This is a genomic window from Candidatus Afararchaeum irisae (genome assembly GCA_034190545.1).
GTDB classification, from domain to species: Archaea; Halobacteriota; Halobacteria; order Halobacteriales; family Afararchaeaceae; genus Afararchaeum; species Afararchaeum irisae.
In genome coordinates this window covers 1-22,406 of record JAXIOF010000023.1, presented here as the reverse complement: position 1 = coordinate 22,406, position 22,406 = coordinate 1, and the positions used below count along the sequence as shown (strand labels likewise).

At 56.1% G+C, this 22,406-nt stretch carries 25 protein-coding genes and 1 pseudogene; 12 read left to right on the top strand and 14 right to left on the bottom strand.

Features of this window, described 5'->3' with window-relative positions; all coding sequences use genetic code 11:
* Positions 1-91: 91 nt before the first annotated feature.
* The 8 genes and pseudogenes from SV253_03140 to SV253_03105 form a co-directional block, all read right to left on the bottom strand.
* Entirely contained in the window at positions 92-1,207 is a 1,116-nt protein-coding gene (locus tag SV253_03140) for a DUF58 domain-containing protein (protein MDY6775061.1), read from the bottom strand.
* Between the two features lie 2 nt (positions 1,208-1,209).
* Entirely contained in the window at positions 1,210-2,166 is a 957-nt protein-coding gene (locus tag SV253_03135) for a MoxR family ATPase (GenBank protein MDY6775060.1), read from the bottom strand.
* 100 nt (positions 2,167-2,266) lie between these two features.
* Entirely contained in the window at positions 2,267-3,442 is a 1,176-nt protein-coding gene (locus tag SV253_03130; protein ID MDY6775059.1) for an iron transporter, read from the bottom strand.
* A gap of 61 nt (positions 3,443-3,503) precedes the next feature.
* Positions 3,504-4,787 carry a Tat pathway signal protein gene (locus SV253_03125; GenBank protein ID MDY6775058.1) on the bottom strand — a complete coding sequence of 428 codons (1,284 nt, stop codon included), beginning with the start codon at positions 4,785-4,787 and terminating at the stop codon, positions 3,504-3,506.
* Between the two features lie 64 nt (positions 4,788-4,851).
* Positions 4,852-5,355, bottom strand: a pseudogene (locus SV253_03120) (winged helix-turn-helix transcriptional regulator).
* A 13-nt stretch (positions 5,356-5,368) separates the two neighbouring features.
* Positions 5,369-5,908 (bottom strand): TlpA disulfide reductase family protein, encoded by a 540-nt coding sequence (locus tag SV253_03115; GenBank protein MDY6775057.1) that lies wholly within the window; start codon positions 5,906-5,908, stop codon positions 5,369-5,371.
* A gap of 3 nt (positions 5,909-5,911) precedes the next feature.
* Positions 5,912-6,604 (bottom strand): SCO family protein, encoded by a 693-nt coding sequence (locus SV253_03110; GenBank protein ID MDY6775056.1) that lies wholly within the window; start codon positions 6,602-6,604, stop codon positions 5,912-5,914.
* A 57-nt stretch (positions 6,605-6,661) separates the two neighbouring features.
* Complete coding sequence (locus SV253_03105) at positions 6,662-7,840, bottom strand: OB-fold nucleic acid binding domain-containing protein (protein MDY6775055.1); 1,179 nt, start codon at positions 7,838-7,840, stop codon at positions 6,662-6,664.
* Between the two features lie 182 nt (positions 7,841-8,022).
* On the opposite strand from SV253_03105, the gene SV253_03100 reads away from it, so the two are divergent.
* Genes SV253_03100 through SV253_03090 form a run of 3 tightly spaced genes read left to right on the top strand, consistent with a single transcriptional unit; the run spans position 8,023 to position 9,630 of the window.
* On the top strand, positions 8,023-8,670 hold the full coding sequence (locus SV253_03100; protein ID MDY6775054.1) for an IS6 family transposase: 648 nt from the start codon (positions 8,023-8,025) through the stop codon (positions 8,668-8,670).
* Between the two features lie 58 nt (positions 8,671-8,728).
* Positions 8,729-9,325, top strand: a complete 597-nt coding sequence (locus tag SV253_03095; protein ID MDY6775053.1) for a hypothetical protein — start codon at positions 8,729-8,731, stop codon at positions 9,323-9,325.
* Entirely contained in the window at positions 9,325-9,630 is a 306-nt protein-coding gene (locus SV253_03090; GenBank protein MDY6775052.1) for a hypothetical protein, read from the top strand. The genes SV253_03095 and SV253_03090 overlap by 1 nt, the downstream gene beginning before the upstream one ends.
* Before the next feature lie 363 nt (positions 9,631-9,993).
* On the opposite strand, the gene SV253_03085 is transcribed toward SV253_03090, so the two are convergent.
* On the bottom strand, positions 9,994-10,974 hold the full coding sequence (locus tag SV253_03085) for a transcription initiation factor IIB (GenBank protein MDY6775051.1): 981 nt from the start codon (positions 10,972-10,974) through the stop codon (positions 9,994-9,996).
* A 126-nt stretch (positions 10,975-11,100) separates the two neighbouring features.
* Between SV253_03085 and SV253_03080 the strand changes: the two genes are divergently transcribed.
* The 3 genes from SV253_03080 to SV253_03070 all read left to right on the top strand — a co-directional run bounded on the left by SV253_03080 (position 11,101) and on the right by SV253_03070 (position 12,614).
* Positions 11,101-11,520 carry a universal stress protein gene (locus SV253_03080; GenBank protein ID MDY6775050.1) on the top strand — a complete coding sequence of 140 codons (420 nt, stop codon included), beginning with the start codon at positions 11,101-11,103 and terminating at the stop codon, positions 11,518-11,520.
* On the top strand, positions 11,517-11,975 hold the full coding sequence (locus SV253_03075; protein MDY6775049.1) for a histone: 459 nt from the start codon (positions 11,517-11,519) through the stop codon (positions 11,973-11,975). Before SV253_03080 ends, SV253_03075 begins: the two co-directional genes overlap by 4 nt.
* Positions 11,976-12,044: 69 nt before the next feature.
* On the top strand, positions 12,045-12,614 hold the full coding sequence (locus SV253_03070) for a 50S ribosomal protein L15e (GenBank protein ID MDY6775048.1): 570 nt from the start codon (positions 12,045-12,047) through the stop codon (positions 12,612-12,614).
* A 34-nt stretch (positions 12,615-12,648) separates the two neighbouring features.
* Here SV253_03070 and aglJ read toward each other — a convergent pair whose 3' ends face one another.
* Positions 12,649-13,611: an S-layer glycoprotein N-glycosyltransferase AglJ gene (aglJ, locus tag SV253_03065; GenBank protein ID MDY6775047.1), complete on the bottom strand. Its 963-nt coding sequence runs from the start codon at positions 13,609-13,611 to the stop codon at positions 12,649-12,651.
* 182 nt (positions 13,612-13,793) lie between these two features.
* Here aglJ and SV253_03060 point away from each other — a divergent pair, with 182 nt between their 5' ends.
* The gene (locus SV253_03060) at positions 13,794-14,927 is read left to right on the top strand and encodes a rhodanese-like domain-containing protein (GenBank protein ID MDY6775046.1); all 1,134 of its coding nucleotides are present in this window, start codon (positions 13,794-13,796) and stop codon (positions 14,925-14,927) included.
* Here SV253_03060 and hemA read toward each other — a convergent pair.
* Both hemA and SV253_03050 read right to left on the bottom strand, forming a co-directional pair.
* A complete protein-coding gene (gene hemA, locus SV253_03055; protein MDY6775045.1) occupies positions 14,900-16,207 on the bottom strand; it encodes a glutamyl-tRNA reductase in 1,308 nt (435 codons plus the stop codon). The two genes, SV253_03060 and hemA, sit on opposite strands and share 28 nt — an antisense overlap.
* A 6-nt stretch (positions 16,208-16,213) precedes the next feature.
* Complete coding sequence (locus SV253_03050; GenBank protein MDY6775044.1) at positions 16,214-16,342, bottom strand: hypothetical protein; 129 nt, start codon at positions 16,340-16,342, stop codon at positions 16,214-16,216.
* Between the two features lie 106 nt (positions 16,343-16,448).
* On the opposite strand from SV253_03050, the gene SV253_03045 reads away from it, so the two are divergent.
* Genes SV253_03045 through SV253_03035 form a run of 3 tightly spaced genes read left to right on the top strand, consistent with a single transcriptional unit; the run spans position 16,449 to position 19,056 of the window.
* Complete coding sequence (locus tag SV253_03045) at positions 16,449-17,129, top strand: CDP-alcohol phosphatidyltransferase family protein (protein MDY6775043.1); 681 nt, start codon at positions 16,449-16,451, stop codon at positions 17,127-17,129.
* A 35-nt stretch (positions 17,130-17,164) separates the two neighbouring features.
* Entirely contained in the window at positions 17,165-18,187 is a 1,023-nt protein-coding gene (locus SV253_03040) for an AAA family ATPase (protein ID MDY6775042.1), read from the top strand.
* Positions 18,188-18,237: 50 nt separating this feature from the next.
* Positions 18,238-19,056, top strand: coding sequence for a PspA/IM30 family protein (locus SV253_03035; GenBank protein MDY6775041.1), 819 nt, complete (start codon positions 18,238-18,240; stop codon positions 19,054-19,056).
* A 5-nt stretch (positions 19,057-19,061) separates the two neighbouring features.
* On the opposite strand, the gene SV253_03030 is transcribed toward SV253_03035, so the two are convergent.
* Both SV253_03030 and SV253_03025 read right to left on the bottom strand, forming a co-directional pair.
* Positions 19,062-19,454, bottom strand: coding sequence for a DUF5820 family protein (locus tag SV253_03030; GenBank protein MDY6775040.1), 393 nt, complete (start codon positions 19,452-19,454; stop codon positions 19,062-19,064).
* A gap of 32 nt (positions 19,455-19,486) precedes the next feature.
* Positions 19,487-20,902: a class II fumarate hydratase gene (locus SV253_03025; protein MDY6775039.1), complete on the bottom strand. Its 1,416-nt coding sequence runs from the start codon at positions 20,900-20,902 to the stop codon at positions 19,487-19,489.
* A 332-nt stretch (positions 20,903-21,234) separates the two neighbouring features.
* On the opposite strand from SV253_03025, the gene SV253_03020 reads away from it, so the two are divergent.
* Together SV253_03020 and SV253_03015 are read left to right on the top strand one after the other, a co-directional pair.
* A complete protein-coding gene (locus tag SV253_03020; GenBank protein MDY6775038.1) occupies positions 21,235-21,378 on the top strand; it encodes a hypothetical protein in 144 nt (47 codons plus the stop codon).
* On the top strand, positions 21,362-22,406 hold a 1,045-nt coding region (locus tag SV253_03015), incomplete at its 3' end, for a transposase (GenBank protein MDY6775037.1). The genes SV253_03020 and SV253_03015, both read left to right, overlap by 17 nt.

Genomic DNA, 22,406 nt, shown 5'->3' with positions numbered 1-22,406 from the left:
GCTATACGTCTCAGAGTCTCGAAGAAGGAGTAGACTAAAAGACCCGCCCCGGCTGTCGCAAGAAGACGAGGGATGCCGACTTTGGGCGTCTTCAGATTAAATCACCTCTCGAAGACTTGTTACCGACCGAGTAGTCGAGACCTGCCTTCGTCTCGGCTATCTCAGAGAAGACGTGGCTCTGGTTCGGTGTGTGTATGACAGCCACCTCTTCGGAGGCGTCGTCCTCGACGGTTACGGTTAGAGTAGGATCGGAGGCTCGTTCGTCGTCAACCTCGGTCTCAGACGTGTCGGGACTCGTTCTGTCGTCACCATACGAGAGTCCTACGGCTGCGAGATGTCGGAGAAACGAGTCGAAGCTCGCGTCGCCGGCTTCGGTAGTCTTACGCGAGGTTCTCAGACCGACTTCATAGCCTCTCTTCGACAGAAGAAGGAGTAGGCTCGCGGCGGCTCTCGCAGCCTCGTCGGCTGTCTCACGTCTCGTGGTCTCAGGGACTGAGACAGACACCACGGCTTCGGTGTCTTCTGAGTCAGACTCCGACGCCGAGACGTAGTCACGTACGAGGAGACCGTCGACGGAGCCAGCACTCAGTCTCCAGTCGACGTCCTTGAGAGGGTCTCCGACCTCGTAGGCTCTGACTGTGTCACTGCCTCTGTCCGGAGACGTCTCCCTCGGGAGACCGTCGCCCTCTGAGACGAAAACCGCCGAAGACCTCAGGACGTAGGGTCGGGGTACGACTGCTAACTCGGTCTGCGAAACGAAGCTCTCGGTACGGTAAAACAGACCGAAGTAGTCGGTGAGTCTCAGACCCACGGAGACCGATCCGTAGACTCCCCTCGGAAGACTCACGTGTCGGCGGAAGTCGTGGGTTCCCTCCCTCAGAAAGACAGAGTCGGTCAGACTGACACGGCTGTCTCTGCCCGTCTGAAGATCCACGTCTAGTCTGGCTTTAGCCTCGGTCTCCGACTCGACGACGACAGTGATCTCGGCTTCGTCGTCCTCGAAGACTGTCTCGGGAGCCTCTACTGAGACTCCGAAGTCGCTTCGGCTTAGCCTCGCCACACGTAGACCGCTCACGACAAAGACGGCTCCGAGGGGTGCGGCGACGTAGTTGAGTGACCTCGCTCCGAATCCGAGAGCCGACGCCTCAGCTACGGCTAAGACACCGAGGGCTGCCCATCCGCGTCTTGTGAGTCTAACCCCGAGCATTCTTACTCAGTAACCGGAACCGAAACCTCTTCGACTGCGTCTGAGACCACACCATCGGAGTCGGAGCCGACGATTCTGTGGCTCAAGACGGCGTGTGCCTCTTCCTTGACGTCGTTGGGCGTGACGTAGTCACGGCGGTTGAGAACCGCACGTGCCTGTGACGACTCCATGAGCGAGATAGAAGCCCGCGGGCTCGCGCCTATACGTGAGACTTCGCGGCTGTACTCCGACAGACGTGTTATGTAGTCACGTACTGAGTCACTGACTTCGACCTCGGAGACGAAGTCACGCATACTCACGAGATCCTCTTGAGTCGCGACGGCTTCGAGGTCGTCTAACGGATGGTCTCCCGTGGTTCTCCGGAGAAGCTCAGTCTCCTCATCGGGGTCGGGATAGCCGAGATGTATCTTCTTCGTGAAACGGTCTATCTGGGCGAGAGGAAGCTCATAGACGTCGTCGGTCTCGACCGAGTTCTGTGTGGCTATCACGGTAAAAGGCGACGGAACCGAACGTGTCTCACCGTCGACAGTTACCTGTTTTTCCTCCATCGCTTCAAGGAGCGCGGCTTGTGACCTGGGTGGCGCGCGGTTTATCTCGTCGCCCAGGAGTATGTTGGCGAAGACAGGTCCCGGACGGAACTCGAAGTCGTTCGTCTTCTGGTTGTAGACGTTGACCCCCGTGATGTCGGTCGGACGTATGTCAGGGGTGAACTGGACTCGACCGAAGGAGACGTCGAACGACTCGGCGAAAGAACGTGCGAGAACCGTCTTTCCGACCCCGGGGACGTCCTCTATCAGGAGATGTCCACCCGAGAGAACAGCCGTCACGAGATGACGGACAGCGCCGTCGTGTCCTACGATCACCTCGTGGAGGTTCTCGATAACACCGTGGATCAGAGACGAAGCCTCTTCGAGGTCGAGGTCGACCTCGTCGTCGGAAGACGAAGAGTCTAGACTCATCTGTCGTATATCTGTCCTCGGACTGTATAGGCTTTGTCGCGGTCGGAGTCACAGTCGGAGTCGTTCGTGGTCATGGTGGTGGTAGTAACCACTGTCACAGTCAGATCTCGAAACTCACGTCGCCGGTTCTCATGAAAGCAGTCTCGTACCCCTCGTGTCGTGCGACCTGTGGGGGTGTCTCGACTGTCACAGTAAGGATCTCGGCGGAGTCGACTGTCTCGGAATCGACGGGTGATGATGTTATGTAGTGGTAGCCTATCTCGGGGTCTATACATGCTTCGAGGTACGACTCGAATACTGTCTCCCCGGAGTCGACGAGGCGCGCGGCGAGGGAAGCCATCGGGAGGGGGAAAGAGTTGTAGGCGGTACGGGGGGAGACAGCGATATGTCTCAGGATGTCAGTGTCATCTTCGTCTGAGTCTGTTTCGGCTCCGAGAAGAGTCGGACACAGAATGATGTCCCCGAGGCTCTGAGTCCCAAGTGTATCACCCGGGAGTTCCTCGACACGAGGAGACGTTGAGACAGGTATGGCGTACTCCTTTACCATGTTTCTACTCCTCTCCCTCGACTCATTCACTGAGGTCGAAGGTGTCGACAAGGGGGGAACGACCTCTAACTCGCGCGGTTCTATAGCGTCGCGCTCACCCTTCTTGTCGGGGTACTTCTTGTACGGAATCTGTGTCATGCTCGATCTGGTGTACCCGAACGAGAAATCGACTGTGCCGCCGTCTTCGAACTTTCCATTGAATTCTCCAGTCCTCTCTATCTCCATTCCCGGCACTGTGACCCTAACGACGTACCTTCCGTTTCCATCGAGACTGAGGTTGTCGCCGTAATGGAATCCCATATTCTGAGAAAGCATGGGCCAGAGTGTTCTCTCCTCGACAGTCTCACCGTCTCTCAGAACCTCGACGTCGACCCCCGAAGCGACCGGAAGGACGATCCCCGTCTCGGAGTCCCAGACCGTCGCCATGAGATGTATGTCGTCCTCGACAGTGGGATCGACCCTCGACGTCCTCTGACCCGTGACGTTCCAGAACCTGTCGGGGAAAGAGTAGGTCAGACCCAGCTTGTAGTCTCCGACAGTCTCGGTTCCGAGGAAGACCATGCCCTCAGAGTGAGTAGGATAGTAGACAGCATCGGGTCTGTCGTCGACCAAGGGAGGTAGAACCGCGCGTGTCCTCGGACTTCCACGTATCTCTATGCATCCCGGGAGAGACAGAGATACAGAGAGTCCCGTGAGACCCGCGGCTCTGAGAAACTCTCGGCGTCGCATTATTTCTGTGTCTTGGTTGGTTCTTTCTTTAAATACGGGTTCTGGTACGGCTGTCGAAATCTCACGGATTCGGGGTCGGAAGAGCCCTAAGACTCCTCGGGGGCACGAGGTAGTTTCCGCGTCTCTCGACCGATATATACTGGAGTATGCCGTTGTTGGTCTTGGTTCCGACGGGAGAGCTACGTGAGACGCGGGTTCCGTTCATAGCTTTCCGTGTCGAGACGAAGTCGGAGATGCTCTCCTGGAGGGCGACGAAATGTAGTCCCGCCTCGCCGCCATCTGTCGAGTCGAAGTCACGTCTTATCATAACGGGAGAGCCGTCACGTCTCGCGGAGACCATCTTCTGTGAGTGTCCTACCATGCCGTTCTGTCTCGCCGACTCGACGGCGTCACCGCAGTCCTCCATACGGCTAGAGTCACCGAGGCTCTCGCCCGTCCCCTCGACCCTCCCTTCCTGAGCGTGTGCGGGACAGAACATCTTTCCGACCCTCTGGTAACGGCTGTCCTGTTCGTACCACTGTTCGAGCCTAAGTCTGAGACGTGAGACGTGCTGTGTCGTACCTCCCGCGAACCCACCTTCGTCTACTGTGACCCTGTCCTCTGTCGCCTGGTTCTTCAAGAAGCCAGACTTGAATCCCATGTACATAGGCGCGTCTTCGTCTACTGGCTCCGAGTCAGGTATACCGTCGACGTCCTGGTTCTGGGCGGGAAGTCCCTCACCCACGAAGCCCGTGCGTCTCTCGTTTCTCTCGAAGATACCATCGAGCGGAGAGACCTCAACTCCGTTCGCCTCGTCGACCTCGCCCAGGAGTGCCTCCTCGGCGGAGAGTACCGCAGTCGCGTGGTCGCTAGCGAGATGTAAGACGGCGTCGTACTTGTCGGGGTCGGGACTCTCGAAGTCGGCGAGAGGCTCGGGCTTCGGAAGCTCTATCGATGTCGGTGTATCGGCGTCGAACCTCTCGAAGTAGTAGGGCGAGTAGCCGACTGTGAAGAGGAGACCGTCGCTTCCCCACGCGAAGGCTTCTTCGAGGTCGCTGAGGGACTCTTCGACCGAGTCGCGGTCTTCTTCTGACGGGACATCTCCGGAGTAGTCGAGGAAGACGAGGACGTGGTGGCGGGGGTTCAGTGGGTTTCCGTGGTCGTCGTGTCTGAGGTAGTCGTTCCACGCGTGCTGTCTCTCGGGTAGCTTAGACGTCCCACCGCGTGGTATACTGTCGTCGGAACGTCCCATACACGCCGCGAGCGCCGAGGCTCCTCCTATCGCGACTGCCGACTTGAGGAACTCACGTCTTCTTATGCCTCTCGCGTTGTCTCGACTGTGACTACGACTACCGCGCCGATCCATGTTCTGTTCTATACTCTGTGTAACCCTCTCAGAATAAACTGCGTTCTGGTATGTACGTCTAAAACTAGAGCTGGTCGAAGAGACGTATGAAACGGTCGATGAGCTTGTCGGGGAGAGACGGAGAGACTATTTCGAGGAGGTCACGCGTCCTCTCAGGCTTAGTGAGGACGACGTTGACCCTTCCTCCCATGTCACGCTCCTTCTCGACTATCTCCTGTTCGATAAGATGGTCGAGATGCCACTCAAGCGTGCTCCTCGGTATGCCGAGATCGTCGGTCATCTCCGACGGCTTCGCGCCGTTCTCGTCTATGAGATGGATGAGTATCTCGCGCGAGGTCTCACGCCGGAAGAGAGCGAGCGCGTTCCTCTCCCAGTCGCCGTAGGTCTCGGGCTAGTAATGTGTGTGTCCGTAGAGACTCTGTTCGACTATGTCTTTACCCTCTTCGAGACGCCGGAGATGGTACTGAACCTGTCCCGGAGCGGGGTCGAGAGACCTGACTATCTGGTTGAAGTAGACTCCCGGGTTGCTCCTTATGTAGTCCTCTATCGTGCTACGCGTCTCGCTCATTGCTGTATATTTCTCACCCACCATCTAAAACGTCACGGATCTCGCGTGTGAGCTTCTCCTCGCCGACGACTCCGGCGTGGCTCCACGCAACCTCGCCGTCGGTGTCGACTATAACGAGATACGGCATTCCCGTCGCACTCACGGCTCTCGTGAGCTTTCCGTCGTCGTCGAAGCCGACCGTCCAGTCTCCGCCGTTCCGGTTCCACCAGTCACGTATGTCGTCCCTCGTGACCGAGAGTTCCTCTCCGACTAGCTGATTTGTGACAGAGACGAAGACGGCTTCATCTCCGAGACGTGACTCGACGGCTCCGAGCGAGTCCATCTGGTCAACACACGGCGCACACGTCGTAGAGAATATGTCTACTACGGTCACCTCCCCCTCGACGGGGACGGTCATAGTCCCTGGCTGGCTCCCGCTTGCTTCGAGTGTATCTATCTTAACGGGTTCGAAGCCGTCGTCTGAGAAGGGACGTGTCAGACCCACCCACGCCCCGAAAGCGGTGAGACCCGTTCCACCCAGAGCCGCAATAATCTCTCGACGTGATAGGTTCATCTGTTACCCCTGTGACTCAGCCTTACGGATCTTCTTGAGAGCGTCACGTACCTCCTGCCACGACGGTCCCGAGGTCGTCGTCATAGTCCATGCCCTCTCAACGTAGCCCTTGGGATTGGCGAGTATTATGAGTCCTAGATGGGTGAACATATACTGGGTTCCGACATCCGACTCCTTCTGGAAGCCGACACCGTACTTCTCAGCGACCACTTCCTTTGCTCTCTTCACGGACTTAGGTCTGAGGAAGTGCCAGTTTCCGACGTCGAGGTTTATGTTCATCTGGTCGGCGTACTCTATGAGCCTGTCGGCTGTGTCACGTTTGGGATCGAAGGTTATAGGGAGAAAGACGACTTCGTCGGTGTAGTCGTTCTTGATCGAGTCTGCCTGTACGTTGCTGAGTGTCGATATGAGACGTGGACAGATCGTGTTACAGTGAGAATAGAAGAAGGTCATCAGTATGTTATTATTGACCTTCGTCGTCGTGTACTCGTCGCCTGTTATGGGGTCGGTAAGAGTCGCCTTCGGTAGCTTCTCCCCATATGCGGGATACGACAGAGCCTCGCTCTTCGCCCTCTGACTCTCGCGCTTGTCGAGATACGTCTGACTGCCCGACGATCCCCCCATCACACTAGTACAGCCCGCTGTCGAGGCTACCGCAGTAGTTCCGAGAAGCTTGAGAAGGTTACGCCTCTTCATTACTGGGGGATAGTGGAATGGCGAGTATAACTTGTTTGGTATGTGACTAGAAACCGGTTAAGTGAAGCTGTCGAGACCCTCTTCATGTGTCTCGGCGTTCTCCTCACGTGGTGACCCGTTACCGTCGACAGTCACGGTGCTGTTCCAGTTGACGCTTCCCTCGACGCCGTCGTTCCATCCTTCCTTGACATAGACCGACGTGAGACTTATCTCGTCGCCCGGTCGGAGTTGGATGTCGGCTTTTTCGCCCCAGAGAGCGATGCGCATCTCTCCAGACGGGTCGCTCACACGTATGTTTCTGACACTGCCCTCGCTGCCGTCGTCCCTCGTGAAGGTCCTCGTCTCCTCAACGTCTGTGACGACGCCGTCTATGTCGTAGGTCTCGTCTATCTCGACGTCTTCTATGGGTGTCGAGTCGGGGACGAACTCGACGTCGTCGTCTGTCTTCTCGACGGTACCCCTGTCACCGACGTGGAGTTCAAGGTCGCCGTCATCGACCCTCGTATAGCCACCCTTGACCCTCACGACGTCGCCCTCGGTCAGCCGCTTGACGTCGTCGGCTCTTCCGTCCCAGAGAGTGAGACGTATCCAGTCGGTGTCGTCTCCTACGACGAGGTTCGAGACACGTCCCTCTTCTCCCTCATCGCGGTCGAAGGTTCTGACACCGGAGGTCTCTATCACCTCGGCGACTATCTCGACCTCCGACATCCCCTCAGTCAGATCCCCGACAGACGTCGCAGTGTCGATAACGTCGACATCGGTCTCGTCGTCGGGTTCGACCTCTGTCGCGCTGACCTCTACACCGCCTCGGTATCCCTCCCTCGGCGAGCCGCCTATCTTGAGTACGTCTCCGACGGATAACTCGTCTATCGAGTCGGCGTACTCGTCCCAGAGTGCAACACGTACACGTCCCGTCTCGTCTCCGACCTCTATGTTAGCTACCTTTCCGTCGTCTCCGTCGTCCCTCTCGAAGCTACGTACATCGCCTATGTCGACGACCTTCGCGGTGAACTTGACCTCGCTCATCTCTGTGGTTATGTCCTCTACCGAGTCGGTTACGCTGCCGTTCATCTCGTGGGCGACTAACTTCGCCGCGGTCGGAACGTCACAGAGTCCCCCCATCTGTTCGACCTTCTTCTCGACGAAGCCCTCGAACTCTTCCCTCGAAACGTCGGCGTCGAGTCTTGAGTAGACATCGCTCACTGCTTTGTCCCCTTCACCGGAGCCCGAATCCATGTCGCAACTATAGGGAGTGATGTCCCTTAGAGTTAACCCTTCAAAACTGATGTGTTTACCACCAATTTTTTTATACTATTACGGACCCCCCTGACATTTGACGAAGATCTCGTCATTTGACGAACCCTTAATGGGCAGTGTTAAGTTAAGGATTAGGATGGGGAGTGTATGAGATATTGATGATGAAATTCAAACTCCCCGTATTAACGAAAGTATTAGAAGAAGTAGACTTTTTCGAGAGAGAAAGAACCGACGAGTCGTACGTAGAGCTTGGCTTAGTCCTGTACGATGCAGGACTAAGCCTTCGCAAGACCGAGAAGGTTCTCAATTGGTTAGGAGTAGATGTTTCTCATGTGGCAGTATGGGAATGGGTTAATAAGCTCGGAGAGAAGTTGACTGGCTCTCAGCCAGTCAACGATCTCCCTGATGTGATCCTTATGGATGAAACGTCTATAACCCAGAGCGGGGAAGAGTTTACACTCTTCGCCGCTCTTCATCCCGAAACAAGGGAAGTAGTCCATCTAAATCTCTATCCTACACGTAATTACCTCACGACAACCAAGTTCCTACGAGAGATCGAAGAAATATACGACGAACTGCCAGAAGCGGTAGTTACAGATAATGCTGTAGGATACGGAGCCGCTTTTCAGCGGCTCAGTATCCAACAGTATGTGATCCATACCGGAGTAAGAAACCGTATCGAACGGTGGTTTCAGGAGCTTAAGCGTAGAATCAATGCGTTCTACGCTTCTTTCACCGGAAAAAGCGTAGAACCTACCCAGAACTGGTTGCGTCAGTTCGCTTGGTTCTGGAATAACTGCTTAACTTAACAGCGCCCCTTAATGTAAAGTAACATTAGTTATATGGAATTAAGAGGCCCCTGATAAAATGGCCGACGAAGAAAATGAGTTAGAGATTGATAGGCGTACAGTATTGCAAAGAGCAGGATTAGCAACAGGTATAGGTGCATTTGGAATTCCCACAGTTGCAGCCGACGAGGAAGAGGACGAGTATGAGGAAGACAAAAAAGACCATGATGACGATGAACACGACGACGAACATGAGAGAGAAGACGACGAGATAGAGGAGCGCGAGATGGACGAGGACGACGAGCGTGAGTTCGTCGCCGAAGTGAGAAGTTCGGAGCAGTTCAAGGCGGTGAAGAAGGCGCTGAAAGAGGAGGGTTTTACTCCGCATATGGGCGAGGAGAGAGGTGAACAGCTTCACCACATACCGTCCAATGAGGAGGGAAAGCAATTGGAAATTCCATTTAAATCCAATAATAGTGGCGAGGCAAAGGGATATGCATTTTCACCTTCCACTGGAGACGACATTAAGATGTCTGTAATCGTAAATCGACCGGAAAACGATGGAGCTGCTACGAAGGTCTACTATTCCGATGATCAAGTGAAGTCTGTTGGTAACGGTGTGAATGTAACTCGCCAAGCGAATAGTCTTGCGAAGGTAAGTGGAGGTAAGGACTAATGGCACCTTCGTTCCCAGGCTATGACCTGATAGGAGTATATGAGACGGACCAAGCATGTACCGTCCTCGGAGGAGCAACAGTGTTTCTCTTTGCCGATGATCCGACCGGGATCGGGGTTATCGACGATGTACTCATTCCTGGCGCTCTCGTGGCCGACTCAGGATGTGCTCTCGAACAGGCGATCGAACTCGGAATCGCTGACTGGGCTGGCGCATGCAATGATGGAGAGTGGGAGTGGGCTCTCTACCAAAAAGAATGGTGGAATCCAGCACCTTGGGGGCTTATAGCGTTACCAATCTGCTAAGTCCTCTCACAATGACCTCCGTCCGAAAGGTAATTAGGAAACAGAAACAATATATTCATGATGGGTAGTTATCGTGACCTCGTAGCAGCCTTGTTCATATTCGTAGTGTTCTTGCTTGAATCTACAAGCGTATGGGACACTATATTTGGGAAGTACCCATTCCTCAAACTGGTTATTGCCGGTCTTCTTGTCCTTTCGGCGGTTGACCTGTTATGGCTTGCTGCGAAACGAATTAGAAGTCCTAATTAATATTCTTTTTCGCCAACTCAATATCTAGAACCGATAGCTTTTCTTCTACTTGTATTCTCCATGTCATATATATGGAGTGAGAGAAGGGGATAAAAACCGAGTTACAGAGTTGGGTTACACACCAGCGCCGATAGCCTCCGCCTGTTCGTGGTAACGGTTACGTATAGTGACCTCTGTCACACTCGCCGCCTCGGCGACCTCCTTCTGTGTCCTCTTCTCGTTGCACAGAATAGAAGCGAGATATATCGCGGCGGCGGCGTATCCCGTCGGCGACTTGCCGCTGAGGAGACCCTGTTCGGCTGTGTCGTGTATTATGTCGCTCGCCTTCTGCTGTACCTCCTCGCTGAGATCGAGGTCAGAAGCGAACCTCGGTACGAACTCGGCGGGGTCAGTCGGACCTATTTCGAGGTTAAGCTGACGTGCGACGTACCTGTAGGTTCTCGCTACCTCCTGTTTCTCGACACGTGAGACCTCAGCGATCTCGTCGAGCGAACGTGGTATGTTCTCCTGTCTGCACGCCGCGTAAAGCACTGAAGCCGCGACGCCCTCTATCGAACGTCCCGGGAGCAAGTTCTCGTCAAGCGCGCGTCTGTATATCATTGAGGCGACCTCACGCGTGCTCTCGGGTATGTTGAGCGACGACGACATACGGTCTATCTCCCCGAGAGCGAACTGTAAGTTACGCTCCTTAGAGCCGCTCGTCCTTATGCGGTTCTGCCACTTACGGAGCCTCTTCATCTGGGCGCGCCTGTCGGCGGAGAGCGACTGGCCGAAGGCGTCCTTGTCCCTCCAGTCGATGTTGGTCGTGAGTCCCTTGTCGTGCATCCTCTGTGTCATGGGAGCCCCGACACGTGACTTCTCGTCACGCTCCTTCGAGTCGAATGCGCGCCACTCGGGACCCCTGTCGACCTGCTCGTCCTCGACGACGAGTCCACAGTCCTGACAGACAGTCTCGCCCCTCTCGGAGTCCTCCACGAGGTTATCGGAGCCACACTCGGGACATTCATGTACCGTCTCCTCTTCCGTCTCCTCCTCTTTCTCTGACTCGGAGCCCTGGTACTCCCTGACGGATTCGGATGATCTGAGATTAACCATTATACTTATAATAACGTATCCCAAACATTTAAAGACTTCCCCGAAGTATATAGGTAAGGATTTCTAGACACGTACTAGTCGGAGACATGGAAAGCTATTAAGTCGCTCTCTCCGAGTATAGAAGGTATGAAGTTCGCAGTCGCGGTCGATGGATCAGACCAGAGCGATAACGCCGTGAGTTACGCCATGAACATAGCCGAATGTCTGGGTGCTTCGGTGACTCTCCTCCACTCCTCAGTTCCTGAGATATACTCCGAAGGAGGAGACATGCTCATAGAGGACATGTCAGAGGCTGAGACGAGGGGAGAGACGGTTCTCGAGGACGCACGCGCAGAAGCCGAGAACGAGAACTCCGGGATAGACGTCGCCACCGAGCTACTCTACGGAGACCCCGCTGACGAGATAGTTAGATACGCCGAGGACGAGGAGTTCGACGCGATCTACGTCGGACACAGGGGAATGTCACAGAAACAGGAGGATCTCATGGGAAGCGTCGCACAGGAGATCGTGAGAAGGGCGTCGATTCCCGTGACTGTGGTAAGATGACACGTACGGTCGAACTCCCTTTCGCTCCCGTCGACAGCCTGATACGTGACGCCGACCCCGATATACGCGTGAGCGCAGGAGCTTCGGAGAGACTCGCCGAGGTTATACAGAGAAAGGGCGCGGAGGTCGCAGCCGAAGCCGCCGAGAAAGCTACAGAAGACGGACGTAAGACGGTGATGGCGGACGACTTCGGCTTCGAGACCCACCCCGCCGAGGTTTCTAAGGACGAAGTCGGACTGCCGATAGCTCCGGTCGACAGGATAGCACGTCTCGACATTCAGAACTACAGGATTAGCAAGGAGGCACGTCTCGTACTCGCCGACTACTTAGAGGACTGGGCGAAGGATATAGCGGCGTCGGCGGCGGATCTCGCACGCCACGCCGAGAGGAGAACAGTTCAGTCGGAGGACATAGACGCCTATCTCGAAATCTGTGGCGACGGCTCGTGCTCGTGAGACCGAAAACAACTCTTTTAAATATGCGACAAACAAAGGGAGTAAGTAAGACCAAATTCAAGTGATACTATGGCAAAATCGTTCTACTCACACGTTCAGGAAGCCTGGAAGAACACCGACGAAGGTGACATCTCCGAGCTTCAGTGGAGTCGTATGCAGAGATGGAGGAAGCAGGGCGCAGTTGAGAGGATCGAGAGACCAACGCGTATAGACAGGGCGAGGTCTCTCGGCTATAAGGCTAAGCAGGGTGTAGTCGTCGCACGTACGAGAGTCCGTAAGGGAACAGCTAGGAAGCAGCGTTTCAAGGCAGGAAGAAGGTCGAAGAGGACGGGTGTAACGAGGGTCACTCCGACGAAGAACACACAGAGGATAGCCGAGGAGAGAACTGCGCGCAGGTTCACAAACCTAGAGATAGTCAACTCGTACTGGGTCGGCGACGACGGAGACCAGGAGTGGTTCGAGGTCATACTCTACGACCCCGACCATCCCGCGGTACAGAACGACCCCGACCTCAACTGGGTATGTGACGAGAGCCAGACGGGACGTGTCTTCCGCGGAAAGACGAGCGCGGGACAGTCGAACCGTGGTCTCGAGACACGCGGAAAGGGTGCTGAGAGGCTCCGACCCAGCAGGAACTAAGATAAGATAAGATAAGAATAGTTTCCGGTCTACTTTACTCGTCGTCTTCTTCTTTCAGACTCCTTATCTCTCTCATCTCCTCCCTGTGGAGGTCGACGAGTATGTCGCTCAGGGAGCCGAATATGAATAGCTGAACCCCCGCGAGGACGAGGAGTGCGGTGAGGACAGCGAGGAGGTTACGGCTTATTCCGTTGACGTACCTGTCGTAGACTACGTAGAGACCCGAGACAAATCCCATTAAGAAGAGGAGTCCTCCTATGCTCCCGAAGTAAAAGAGTGGGTTGTTGGTCTTGGTCATACGGTAGATAGTGTAGGCTATCCTCGCGCCGTCCTTGATTGGATGGAGCTTAGTGTCGGCGGTCTCGGGACGTGACCTGTAAGAGATAGGAACGCTCACGACGTCTTGGTCGTGTTTGAGTGATTCGACTGTCATCTCGGTCTCTATGCCGAAGCCTTTCTCCTCTAAGTAGAGATCCTCAGCCGACTGTGTCGTGAAGGCACGGTAGCCGGTGAGTATGTCGCTGAGGTCTCTGCCGTGTGCGAGACTGAAGACGGAGTTGAAGATCCTGTTGCCGGCGTAGTTGAGACGCGTGAAGGCTCCCTCGTCGGGGTCTGAGAGGCGGTTTCCGAGTACGTGGTCGTAGCCCCTTTCGAGGGGTTCGAGTAGTCTGTCGACCTCGTCAGGGTCGTAGGTTCCGTCGCCGTCTACCATCACGACGTAGGGCTCGTCTATGAGGTTTATCGCCTCCTGTACCGCCTGTCCCTTTCCTTTCCCCGACTGAACTACGACACGTGCTCCCTTCTCGCGGGCTATCTCACGTGTCGTGTCGTCGCTCCCGCCGTCGATAACGAGTATGTTGTCGAATCCTAATCCCGAGAACCCCTCGATGACCTCTCCTATGGCTCCCTCCTCGTTGAGAGTGGGTATGAGAACACAGACTTCGTCCTTCGAGACATCTCTCACCTTCGTGTCGCCGAGGCTCTCGGGGTCTTTCATGTAGTTGGGTTAGGAATGTGTGACTGGCTCTAAAAGGCTGTCGTTGTCACGGAGACGAGCCCTAGATATATGAGTCTCGGATTGGTAGGTGGTCAATCGGGGGAAACAAAATGAAAGAATCGAGACGTGACTTCCTTAAGAAGGTCGGTGTAGTAACGGGGGGAGTGTCAGTAGCGGGGTGTATGGGGCAGACAGAAACGCAACAGACGGGGGGGCAGGATGGTGGTGGGGGGACTGGATCGGACTCAGGTGGAGGCTCCGACATAGAGTCGTGGGAAGAGGCTCAACACGTCGCGACTGCTTCTTGGCTCTCCGACAACATAGACGACGTGACCGTGGTAGACGCTAGTCCCGTCGACGGTACGGGGTACATAGACGGTGCTGTCGGGCTCGACGCGGGTCAGACGAGGGGGGCTCCGGCGACGCCTCTCCATTTCGAGGTCAACGGCATCATGAAGAGACCCGACGACCTCGCCGAAGTCTTCGGTCAGAACGGTATCTCGGAGACAGACGACGTCGTGGTCTACGACGAGTTCGGAGGTCTCTGGGCGGCTACGGTCGTCAAGAGCTTCATCTGGGCGGGACACGAGGGAGACGTAAAGCTCTTCGAGGGCAACCGAACCTACTGGGTCGAGGAGGGAGGCGCGACCTCAGAGAGCTTAGCCGAGCCATCAGAAGCCGACTACTCACACAACGGTCCCGCGGAGGATCTCATCGTGACCGGAGTCGACGTTATGAGACATCTCAACGACGACTCGGCTGTCTTCGTAGACAACAGGGACTTCGTCGAGTACACCGGGACAGAGGTGAGACGCCACGGAGGACCCAGCGGCTCGCGCGAGGGGATGAACCACCGCGGGGGACATATACCCGGCGCGGAGCTTCTTCCGTGGAGACGTCTCCTCACAGACCCCGACAACGACGAGCTAACGACCGTGGGAACTAGCGAGATAATCCGTAGCCCCGCACATCTGCGTCCTGTCGACGAGGTATCGTCGGAGCTCGGAGAGTTAGGTATAAGCCGCGACCAGACCGTTATCTCGTACTGCCAGACAGCCGTTAGGGGTGCTCTGCCGCTCCCTCTCCTGACAGACATGGGATACAACGTCCGTGTCTACGAGGGAGCCTACGAGGAGTGGGGAGGAAACCAGATAACACCCATAACAGACCTGCCGCCCGGTGGTGGATGGGCATACGAGAGAGCCGAGGAGTACGGAGGCTTCCCCGGTGGAGAAGACTACGGCGTAGAACAAAGTTCGTACGGCTCCGATGAACTGCTTGAGATACTCTACGACTCACTCGAACCCGGTACGTAGCCGACCTCCTCACGTGCCCCTGTCGGAGCCGGGGGCTCTGACGACTCCGAGTCGCTGAGGCGGAATATACGTGACGCCGACTGGAGTGTCTCGTAGTCCTCTGACGCCGCCGCCTTCTTGAGCGACTTCGTGGGGTCGGAGAGAAGCTGTGAGACGAGCGACCGAGTGAGGTCGTTTATTATCTCCTTCTCGTCGTCGGAGAGTCCTCTTCCGTTCTCCTCGAGTCTCTCGAAGGCTCTCTGGGTCTCTGTCTCTCTCAGACCCTCGGCGTAGCTGTAGATCCTCGAAAGCATCTCCTGTGCCGCCTTCTCGTTGAGCTTGCGTTCGAGAACCTCCATCTCGTCCGAGATCATCTCCTCCACCCTCTCTGCCGCCTCTCTGCGTGTCTGAAGAGACGAGTCGCTGACCTGTGAGAGATCGTCTATGTCTACGACATCTACGTCGTCGAGTTCGTCGGCGTTCTGGTTGACGTCACGCGGGTTGGCGAGGTCGACTACGAGGAGTTCGTGCCCATCAAGGTCTGACTTGTCGAATATGGGATGGGGAGCACCCGTCGCTGTCACGACTATGTCGGCGTCGTGGAGATGTCTCGATAGCTCGGCGAACTTGACGGGCTCGCCACCTATGTCGTCTGCGAGCTTCGCAGCCGTCTCGAACGTCCGGTTAGCCACGAGTATGTCGTCGTACTCCTTGTCCCTCGAAGCGAGAGCCTTCGAGACTAGCTCGCCCATGTCTCCCGCGCCTATCACGAGAACTGTTATACCCGAGAGGTCGCCTAGACGTTCCTTCGCGACCTCGACGGCTGCACTTCCCATCGAGGCATTGCCCTCGTTTATACGTGTCTCCGAACGCGCCCTCTCGCCGAGATGTATCGACTTTATTATGGCTGTGTCGAGGGTGCTGTCAAGATGACCCTTCTCGGAAGCCTCGTGGTACGCCTCCCTTATCTGACCGAGTATCTCGTCCTCGCCGAGAACCATGCTTTCGAGACCACACGCGAGACGCATCAGATGACGTACCGACTCTGTGTGTCCCTTATACTTCCTGAGCTCGCGGTCTATCTCTATCTCGTCGGCGATCTCCTGGAGAGCCTCCCTCGGCGAGTCACCCGTAACGTAGAACTCGGCTCTGTTACACGTCTGGAGCACGAACGCCTCCCGAATCCCCTTCTTAGACTCCAGACTCTCTAGGAGGTAGTCTATGTCGGGCTTACAGACCTCCTCTAGCTCGTTGACCTCCGCCCACTTGTGAGTTACAAGAAGGCTCCTGATCTCAGACATCTCAGGCTAGTCTTTGAGTACGAGTGTCCCGCTGAGTATCTGGTTGAGTATTATAACACCGACTACGACTAGTCCTATAGCCGTGACCAAAGCCCAGTAGGTACTGCTTCCTTGTTCCAGCCCAAACACTTGCATACGTCATACTATACCACAGTTTAAGTTAAATCTGTCGGAGTCCCCGAGTACGCCGCGGTACGAGACACGAAGCCTTTATGCTCACGGACACCACGCGTTGTTTCAGATGGCACCACGACCCCGACTCGTGACTCTGCTTCGGACTCCTGACGTCGTCTCTCTCACTAACACGGCTCTGGGGTTCGCCGCGGTTACCTTCCTCCTCTCAGGTGACACAGATACAGCGGCGCGCCTGGTTCTGATAGCCGGGGTCGCCGACGGACTCGACGGTATATTAGCGCGTCAGTCGGGAACGAGTCAGATAGGCGTCGAACTCGACTCACTCGCTGACGCAGTCTCGTTCGGTCTCGTGCCCGCCTCGCTCGTCTATGTCCTCACGAGAGGCGAGTACACGTACATCTCGGTTCTCCCCGTCGTCTTTCTCCTCTCGGCGGTCGTACGTCTTGCGGTCTACAACGTCAAGGACTCCGACTCACCGGGGTTCACGGGAGTACCGTCGACACTCTCGGGTATCACAGTCGCGTCGGCTTACCTCTCCGACCTCGGGACTCCGTCAGTCTTCTTCGTCGGTCTCACGTCTGTACTCGCGTACCTCATGGTGATCGACACGTCGTACCCCGACCTCAGAGAGAGAGACGCAGTACTGATGGGTGGACTCATAGGAGCCTCGGGTGTCTTTCCCGACGTAGCGGGGTCGGCTCTGCCGCGTCTACTTCTCGTCTTCCTCGTCCTCTTCGTCGTCGGAGGATCGTCGCTATACCCGAACCCTGAGAAAGAAGGTCACTGAGTTTATACCGAGAGGAGACTTATCTCTTCTATACCATGACCGAGTCGGATCTCTGGACTTCTAAGCACTCACCTCGAAGCATCGACGAGGTCTCGTCCGTACATCCCGACGCCGAGAGTCTCCTGAGGAACGTAGCCGAGGGACGCCTCAACGCGCTGATACACGGCTCCGAGGGGGTCGGAAAGACCGCCGCAGCCAAAGCGATAGCGAGCGAGGAACACGGAGACGCATACGAGAACTCGGTCTTCGTCCTCAACGCCTCCGACTTCTTCGGAATGACTAAGAAGGAGATAGCCGATGACCCGCGTTTCGAGGGCTTCATAACCTCGAAGAGACGCCGTAACTCGTCGAAGGCAGACCTCATGAACCACGTCCTCAAGGAGATCGCCTCACACACGACTGTCGGAACCGGATTCAAGACCCTCGTAATCGACAACGCCGAGAGCATGAGACGTGACTTTCAGGAGTCGCTCAGAAGGGTGATGGAACGTCACTCCGAGACGTGCCAGTTCATACTCACGACGCGGTTGTCTTCAGCCGTGATACCTCCGATAAGATCGAGGTGTTTCTCTGTGTCCCTGGGTGCTCCGACGAGAGACCGCGTGAGGGACAGACTCAGGCAGATAGCCCGCGAGGAAGACATCGAGTACGACGGTATGGGTCTGGAGTTCATAGCCGAGGAAGCCGACGGAAACCTGCGTGAGGCGGTTCTGACCCTACAGACGGTCGCCTCGGAGAAAGACGTCATCACGATGTCGAACGCGAACGACGTCATAGACTCGGTCACAGGTGGAGACATCGGCGAGGTGCTGAGTCTGTCGCGCGAGGGTAACTTCGAAGACGCAGTAGATGTTATCGACGACCTTCTGATAGACGAGGGCTTCTCGGGTGTCGAGATACTCGAAGCTCTCGTAGACGAAGTACGCAGGTCTGAGATAGACGACACTGAGGCAGCGAGGATAGTACGTCTGATAGGAGAGGTCGAGGACGAGATGTCGGAGGCAGGGGGCAACAACGAGAGGATACATCTCGAACGTCTCGTCTCGGCAATAGCTTAGTGACGTACGACTTGCCTTAGACTTATCTGTTTAAGACGCCAAATTCCTTTATGGGAGTGATACAGCGTCTCACCAACCTCGTACGTACTAAGCTGAACTCTCTTATAGGACGTTTCGAGGATCCGTACGAGACACTCGACCAGGCTTACGAGGATCTCAAGGACGAGGAACAGAAGGTCAACAAGGGACTCACAGACCTCAAGACGTCTAAGAAACGTCTTGAGATGAGGAAGAGGAAGTTAGAGGAAGAAGTCGACGAACGCAATAAGCAGGCACGTGAAGCCGTGGATCAGGACAGGGACGACTTAGCGAGGAAGGCTCTCGAAAAGAAGCAGTCTGCTGTGTCACAGATAGAGGATCTTGACGAGAAGATACAGCGTCTTGAGACACAGGAGAAAGATCTCAAGGAGAAACGCGAGAGGCTCAGGACGAAGATAGAGGACTTCAAGACGAAGAAGGATAGCATGAAAGCGGAGTACTCCGCCGCCGAGGCGTCGGTGAAGGTCAATGAGGCTGTGAGCGGCGCGGGCGACGAGATGGAGAACATCGACAGGACTGTCGAGAGGGCACAGGAAGAGCTCGACGAGATGAAGGCGCGTTCGGAAGCCCTAGACGAGATGGATCAGGAAGGCGACTTAGAGTCGCCGTTCGAGGACTCCGACTCGATAGACGACGAGTTAGAAGAGATCTCGTCTCAGAACGCCGTTGAGGAGGAGCTTGAGACTCTCAAGAAAGAGGGGGGCGGGGAGACGGAAAAGGACGGCGACGGGAAGGATTCGGGAGAGAGTGAGAGCAGGGACTCAGAGACCGACGACGAGGTCGAGAAGGAGCTTGAGGAGATAAAGAAAGATAACGATAACGAGGGATAGTTTAGTTAGTCTATCTCTTCTTCTATCCGTTCTATGTAGTCGTCACGTACGTCCTCCTCAGCGTAGAAGCCCCGGAGGTCGAAGTCGCCGGCGTTGAACTCCTCGGCTACCTCGACCATGTAGTCGACTGCGGCGTCGTAGTCGGGAAGAACACGTCCCACGGTGTGTGCCTCGACGTCGACCTCCACGAAGAGGCTGACCCTCCAGCCGGTACGTCCGCCTATGCTCCCGGTGTCAGCCTCGACGACAGTCACGAGGGGTAGGCACCGTCGTGGGTAGTCCTCAGCGTTGAAGACGTCGGGTCGGTAACAGATCACGACGCCCTCGTCCTCGGACCAGACGACCCAGCCCTCGGGCAGGTCGCGTCCGTCGTACTCCGTCTCTAGATCCCTGTCCATGAAAGAAATAAGTCGTGAAGGTTGAAATGGCTTTATAGGATTCCGCGCTCGGTCATCGCCATCGGGTCGAGAACCTCATCTAGCTCGTCCTCGTCCATAGCGTCTTCTTCGAGGGCGACCTCCTTTATCGTCTTGCCCTCGTCGAGTGCCTTCTTGGCTATCTTCGCGGCGTCGTCGTATCCTATATGGGGAGCGAGAGCGGTGACTATCGAGAGGCTCTCCTCTGCGTAGGTCTCACAGACCTCCTCGTTCGCCTCGGTTCCCTCGACACAGTCCTCGGCGAGTATCTCGGAGACGTTGGCGAGTATCTCGGCTGATTCGAGTACGTTGTGTGCCATCACGGGCTTCATGACGTTTAGCTCGAAGTTGCCCGCCTGTCCTCCGACGTTGACAGCGGCGTCGTTGCCTATGACCTGTGCGGCGACCTGACATACAGACTCGGGTATGACGGGGTTGATCTTCCCGGGCATTATCGACGATCCGGGCTGTACTGTCGGCAGGTCGATCTCGCCGAATCCCGTACGTGGACCGCTCGACATCCATCTCAGGTCGTTGGCTATCTTCATCATCGACGACGCGACTGTCTTAAGAGCACCGCTCGTCTCGACGAGTGCGTCCCTGTTAGCCTGAGCCTCGAAATGGTTCTCCGCCTCTCTGAACTCGACTCCGGTCTTCTCCGAGATCTTTTCTGCCATCAGGGTCGGGAAGTCGGGATGTGTGTTGAGTCCCGTGCCGACGGCAGTGCCGCCTATCGCGAGCTCTGAGAGCGAGTCACGTGTCTTCTTGACCCTCTCGATGCTGTGGCTTATCTGGCTCGCGTAGCCCGAGAACTCCTGTCCGAGACGTACGGGAGTCGCGTCCTGGAGATGTGTACGTCCCGTCTTGACGATGTCGTCGAACTCTTCCGCCTTCTGATCGAAGGCAGTCTCAAGAGTTTCGAGTGCGGGTATGAGATCGTCCTCTATCGCTGTGAGGACTGCTATATGTATCGACGTCGGGATCACGTCGTTGCTCGACTGACCCATGTTTACGTCGTCGTTGGGATGTACCGAACGGGTACCCTTGTCGCCTCCACGTATCTCTATCGCACGGTTGGCTATGACCTCGTTGGCGTTCATGTTGGTCGAGGTTCCGCTTCCCGTCTGGAATATGTCGACGGGGAACTCGTCGTCGTGTTCGCCGTCTATGACCTCGTCACACGCCTCACGTATCGCCTCTGCCTTGTCTTCGTCGAGAAGACCTAGCTCGACGTTGGTCTCGGCTGCCGACTTCTTGACGATACCTATCGAGCGTATGAAACGTCTCCCGAAACGCAGATCGGAGACGGGGAAGTTGTCTATCGCCCTCTGTGTCTGCGCGCCGTAGAGGGCGTCCTCGGGAACCTCCACCTCTCCCATCGAGTCTCTCTCTATACGGTAGTCGCCGGATTCGGGGTCAGGATCGGACATTAGGCTTAGAGTAAAGCGGAGACCACAAAAAAGCCTCTATCTTGATACAGCGAGAGAATCCCGCCCTTCCCGCGAACGACGAGTGTTCCGACGCTTAGTCAGACCCGAGAACCGAACAGGGCGTTGACAAATCGCTGCGCGATTTGTTCGCACACCAGAACGCTTCGCGTTCTGGGGACGTCACCCAGAATCCACAGGATTCTGGTTGCCCGCCAGACGCAGTCTGGCGAACGGGAGTGAATCGCGTAAGCTCCGTGCCACAATCTCCGTGACTGTTGCCTGACTGAATACCCAACGTAAGTATTTAGTAGGGCAGAAACGTACAAATTCTTGTGCGAACGGAGATAGATATGGAGCGCGGTGGCGACCTACACGAGCGAGTCAAAGAGTACGCTCGTGAGAATGGCATCCGCCATCCGCGTGCCTACCGCGAGCTAATTGAACAAGGGTTAGAGACAGATGGAAACGACGACTAAGACGCTCGAAGCGACCCTCGCGCCGCCGACAGCACACAAGGAGCGGAAACTGTGTGACCTGCTCGAAACCTACCGTGAGGGTCTACACGAGGCATTCGACGCCGGGTGTGACACGATGAGCGCAACCAGTGACGTGGTGACACCTTACGACCTCCCGTATCAGGCGAAAGCGGCTCTGTGCAACTACGTCCCGCAACTGCACGGAATCTACGATGCACAGGAGTTGGACGACGACCACCCGGTTCGACTCACCAACCAAGCCGCCGAGTTCGACCACTCACCGGAACGGGACTACGAGTTTACGTGGTGGGTGCCCCAGCCCGGTCGCGGAACGAATTTCTGGATACCTCTTCGCATCAACCCCGAACAGGAGGGTCTGTGGCACGACCTCGTGGACGGTGAAGCGTCGGCAGGCCAACTCCGACTGCAACGGAATCGTACATCGTGGACGCTACACGTCACTGTCGAGTTTCCGTTCGAAGAACCCGACTACGCGACAGACGGCGACGACGTGACGCACATCGGTCTGGACATTGGTGAAACTGCCCTGATAACGGGCTGTGCCCTCAAGGACGGTTCACCAACTGGCCCGTTCGTGTGTGACGGGAGCCGTGCCAAACATCTCCGAAAAGAGATGCACACCACCCTGAAGCGCCTTCAAGAGCGTGACGCCGCCGAGTGGCGGATGAACGAGCGATTCAACCACTACCAGAACGCGCTCACCGATATTGTCGAGAAGGCGTCTCGGCAGGCCGTCGAGTACGCCCGGCAATTCGAGAAGCCGGTGCTGGTGATGGAGAATCTGACGTATATCCGCGAAGAATTGGACTACGGCGCGTATATGAACCGACGACTCCATGCGTGGGCGTTCGCTCGGTTACAGAACCGCGTCGAGGACAAAGCGCGAGAGGCCGGTATTCCAGTCGAGTACGTCCGACCGGAGTACACCAGCCAGATGTGCTACGAGTGCGGTCACATCGGAAACAGAGCCGCACAAGCCACGTTCCGGTGTACCAACGACGAGTGCC

Bases quoted from the DNA above. Each gene is read 5' to 3' on its own strand.
- SV253_03050 (MDY6775044.1), bottom strand. From the start codon at position 16,342: ATGCAAGTGTTTGGGCTGGAACAAGGAAGCAGTACCTACTGGGCTTTG.
- SV253_03090 (MDY6775052.1), top strand. From the start codon at position 9,325: ATGGCACCTTCGTTCCCAGGCTATGACCTGATAGGAGTATATGAGACG.
- SV253_03040 (MDY6775042.1), top strand. From the start codon at position 17,165: ATGACCGAGTCGGATCTCTGGACTTCTAAGCACTCACCTCGAAGCATC.
- hemA (MDY6775045.1), bottom strand. From the start codon at position 16,207: ATGTCTGAGATCAGGAGCCTTCTTGTAACTCACAAGTGGGCGGAGGTC.
- SV253_03095 (MDY6775053.1), top strand. From the start codon at position 8,729: ATGGCCGACGAAGAAAATGAGTTAGAGATTGATAGGCGTACAGTATTG.
- SV253_03035 (MDY6775041.1), top strand. From the start codon at position 18,238: ATGGGAGTGATACAGCGTCTCACCAACCTCGTACGTACTAAGCTGAAC.
- SV253_03070 (MDY6775048.1), top strand. From the start codon at position 12,045: ATGGCAAAATCGTTCTACTCACACGTTCAGGAAGCCTGGAAGAACACC.
- SV253_03110 (MDY6775056.1), bottom strand. From the start codon at position 6,604: ATGAAGAGGCGTAACCTTCTCAAGCTTCTCGGAACTACTGCGGTAGCC.
- SV253_03115 (MDY6775057.1), bottom strand. From the start codon at position 5,908: ATGAACCTATCACGTCGAGAGATTATTGCGGCTCTGGGTGGAACGGGT.
- SV253_03125 (MDY6775058.1), bottom strand. From the start codon at position 4,787: ATGGATCGGCGCGGTAGTCGTAGTCACAGTCGAGACAACGCGAGAGGC.
- SV253_03100 (MDY6775054.1), top strand. From the start codon at position 8,023: ATGAAATTCAAACTCCCCGTATTAACGAAAGTATTAGAAGAAGTAGAC.
- SV253_03135 (MDY6775060.1), bottom strand. From the start codon at position 2,166: ATGAGTCTAGACTCTTCGTCTTCCGACGACGAGGTCGACCTCGACCTC.
- SV253_03130 (MDY6775059.1), bottom strand. From the start codon at position 3,442: ATGCGACGCCGAGAGTTTCTCAGAGCCGCGGGTCTCACGGGACTCTCT.
- SV253_03045 (MDY6775043.1), top strand. From the start codon at position 16,449: ATGGCACCACGACCCCGACTCGTGACTCTGCTTCGGACTCCTGACGTC.
- SV253_03105 (MDY6775055.1), bottom strand. From the start codon at position 7,840: ATGGATTCGGGCTCCGGTGAAGGGGACAAAGCAGTGAGCGATGTCTAC.
- SV253_03140 (MDY6775061.1), bottom strand. From the start codon at position 1,207: ATGCTCGGGGTTAGACTCACAAGACGCGGATGGGCAGCCCTCGGTGTC.
- SV253_03085 (MDY6775051.1), bottom strand. From the start codon at position 10,974: ATGGTTAATCTCAGATCATCCGAATCCGTCAGGGAGTACCAGGGCTCC.
- SV253_03075 (MDY6775049.1), top strand. From the start codon at position 11,517: ATGACACGTACGGTCGAACTCCCTTTCGCTCCCGTCGACAGCCTGATA.
- SV253_03060 (MDY6775046.1), top strand. From the start codon at position 13,794: ATGGGGCAGACAGAAACGCAACAGACGGGGGGGCAGGATGGTGGTGGG.
- SV253_03025 (MDY6775039.1), bottom strand. From the start codon at position 20,902: ATGTCCGATCCTGACCCCGAATCCGGCGACTACCGTATAGAGAGAGAC.
- aglJ (MDY6775047.1), bottom strand. From the start codon at position 13,611: ATGAAAGACCCCGAGAGCCTCGGCGACACGAAGGTGAGAGATGTCTCG.
- SV253_03080 (MDY6775050.1), top strand. From the start codon at position 11,101: ATGAAGTTCGCAGTCGCGGTCGATGGATCAGACCAGAGCGATAACGCC.
- SV253_03030 (MDY6775040.1), bottom strand. From the start codon at position 19,454: ATGGACAGGGATCTAGAGACGGAGTACGACGGACGCGACCTGCCCGAG.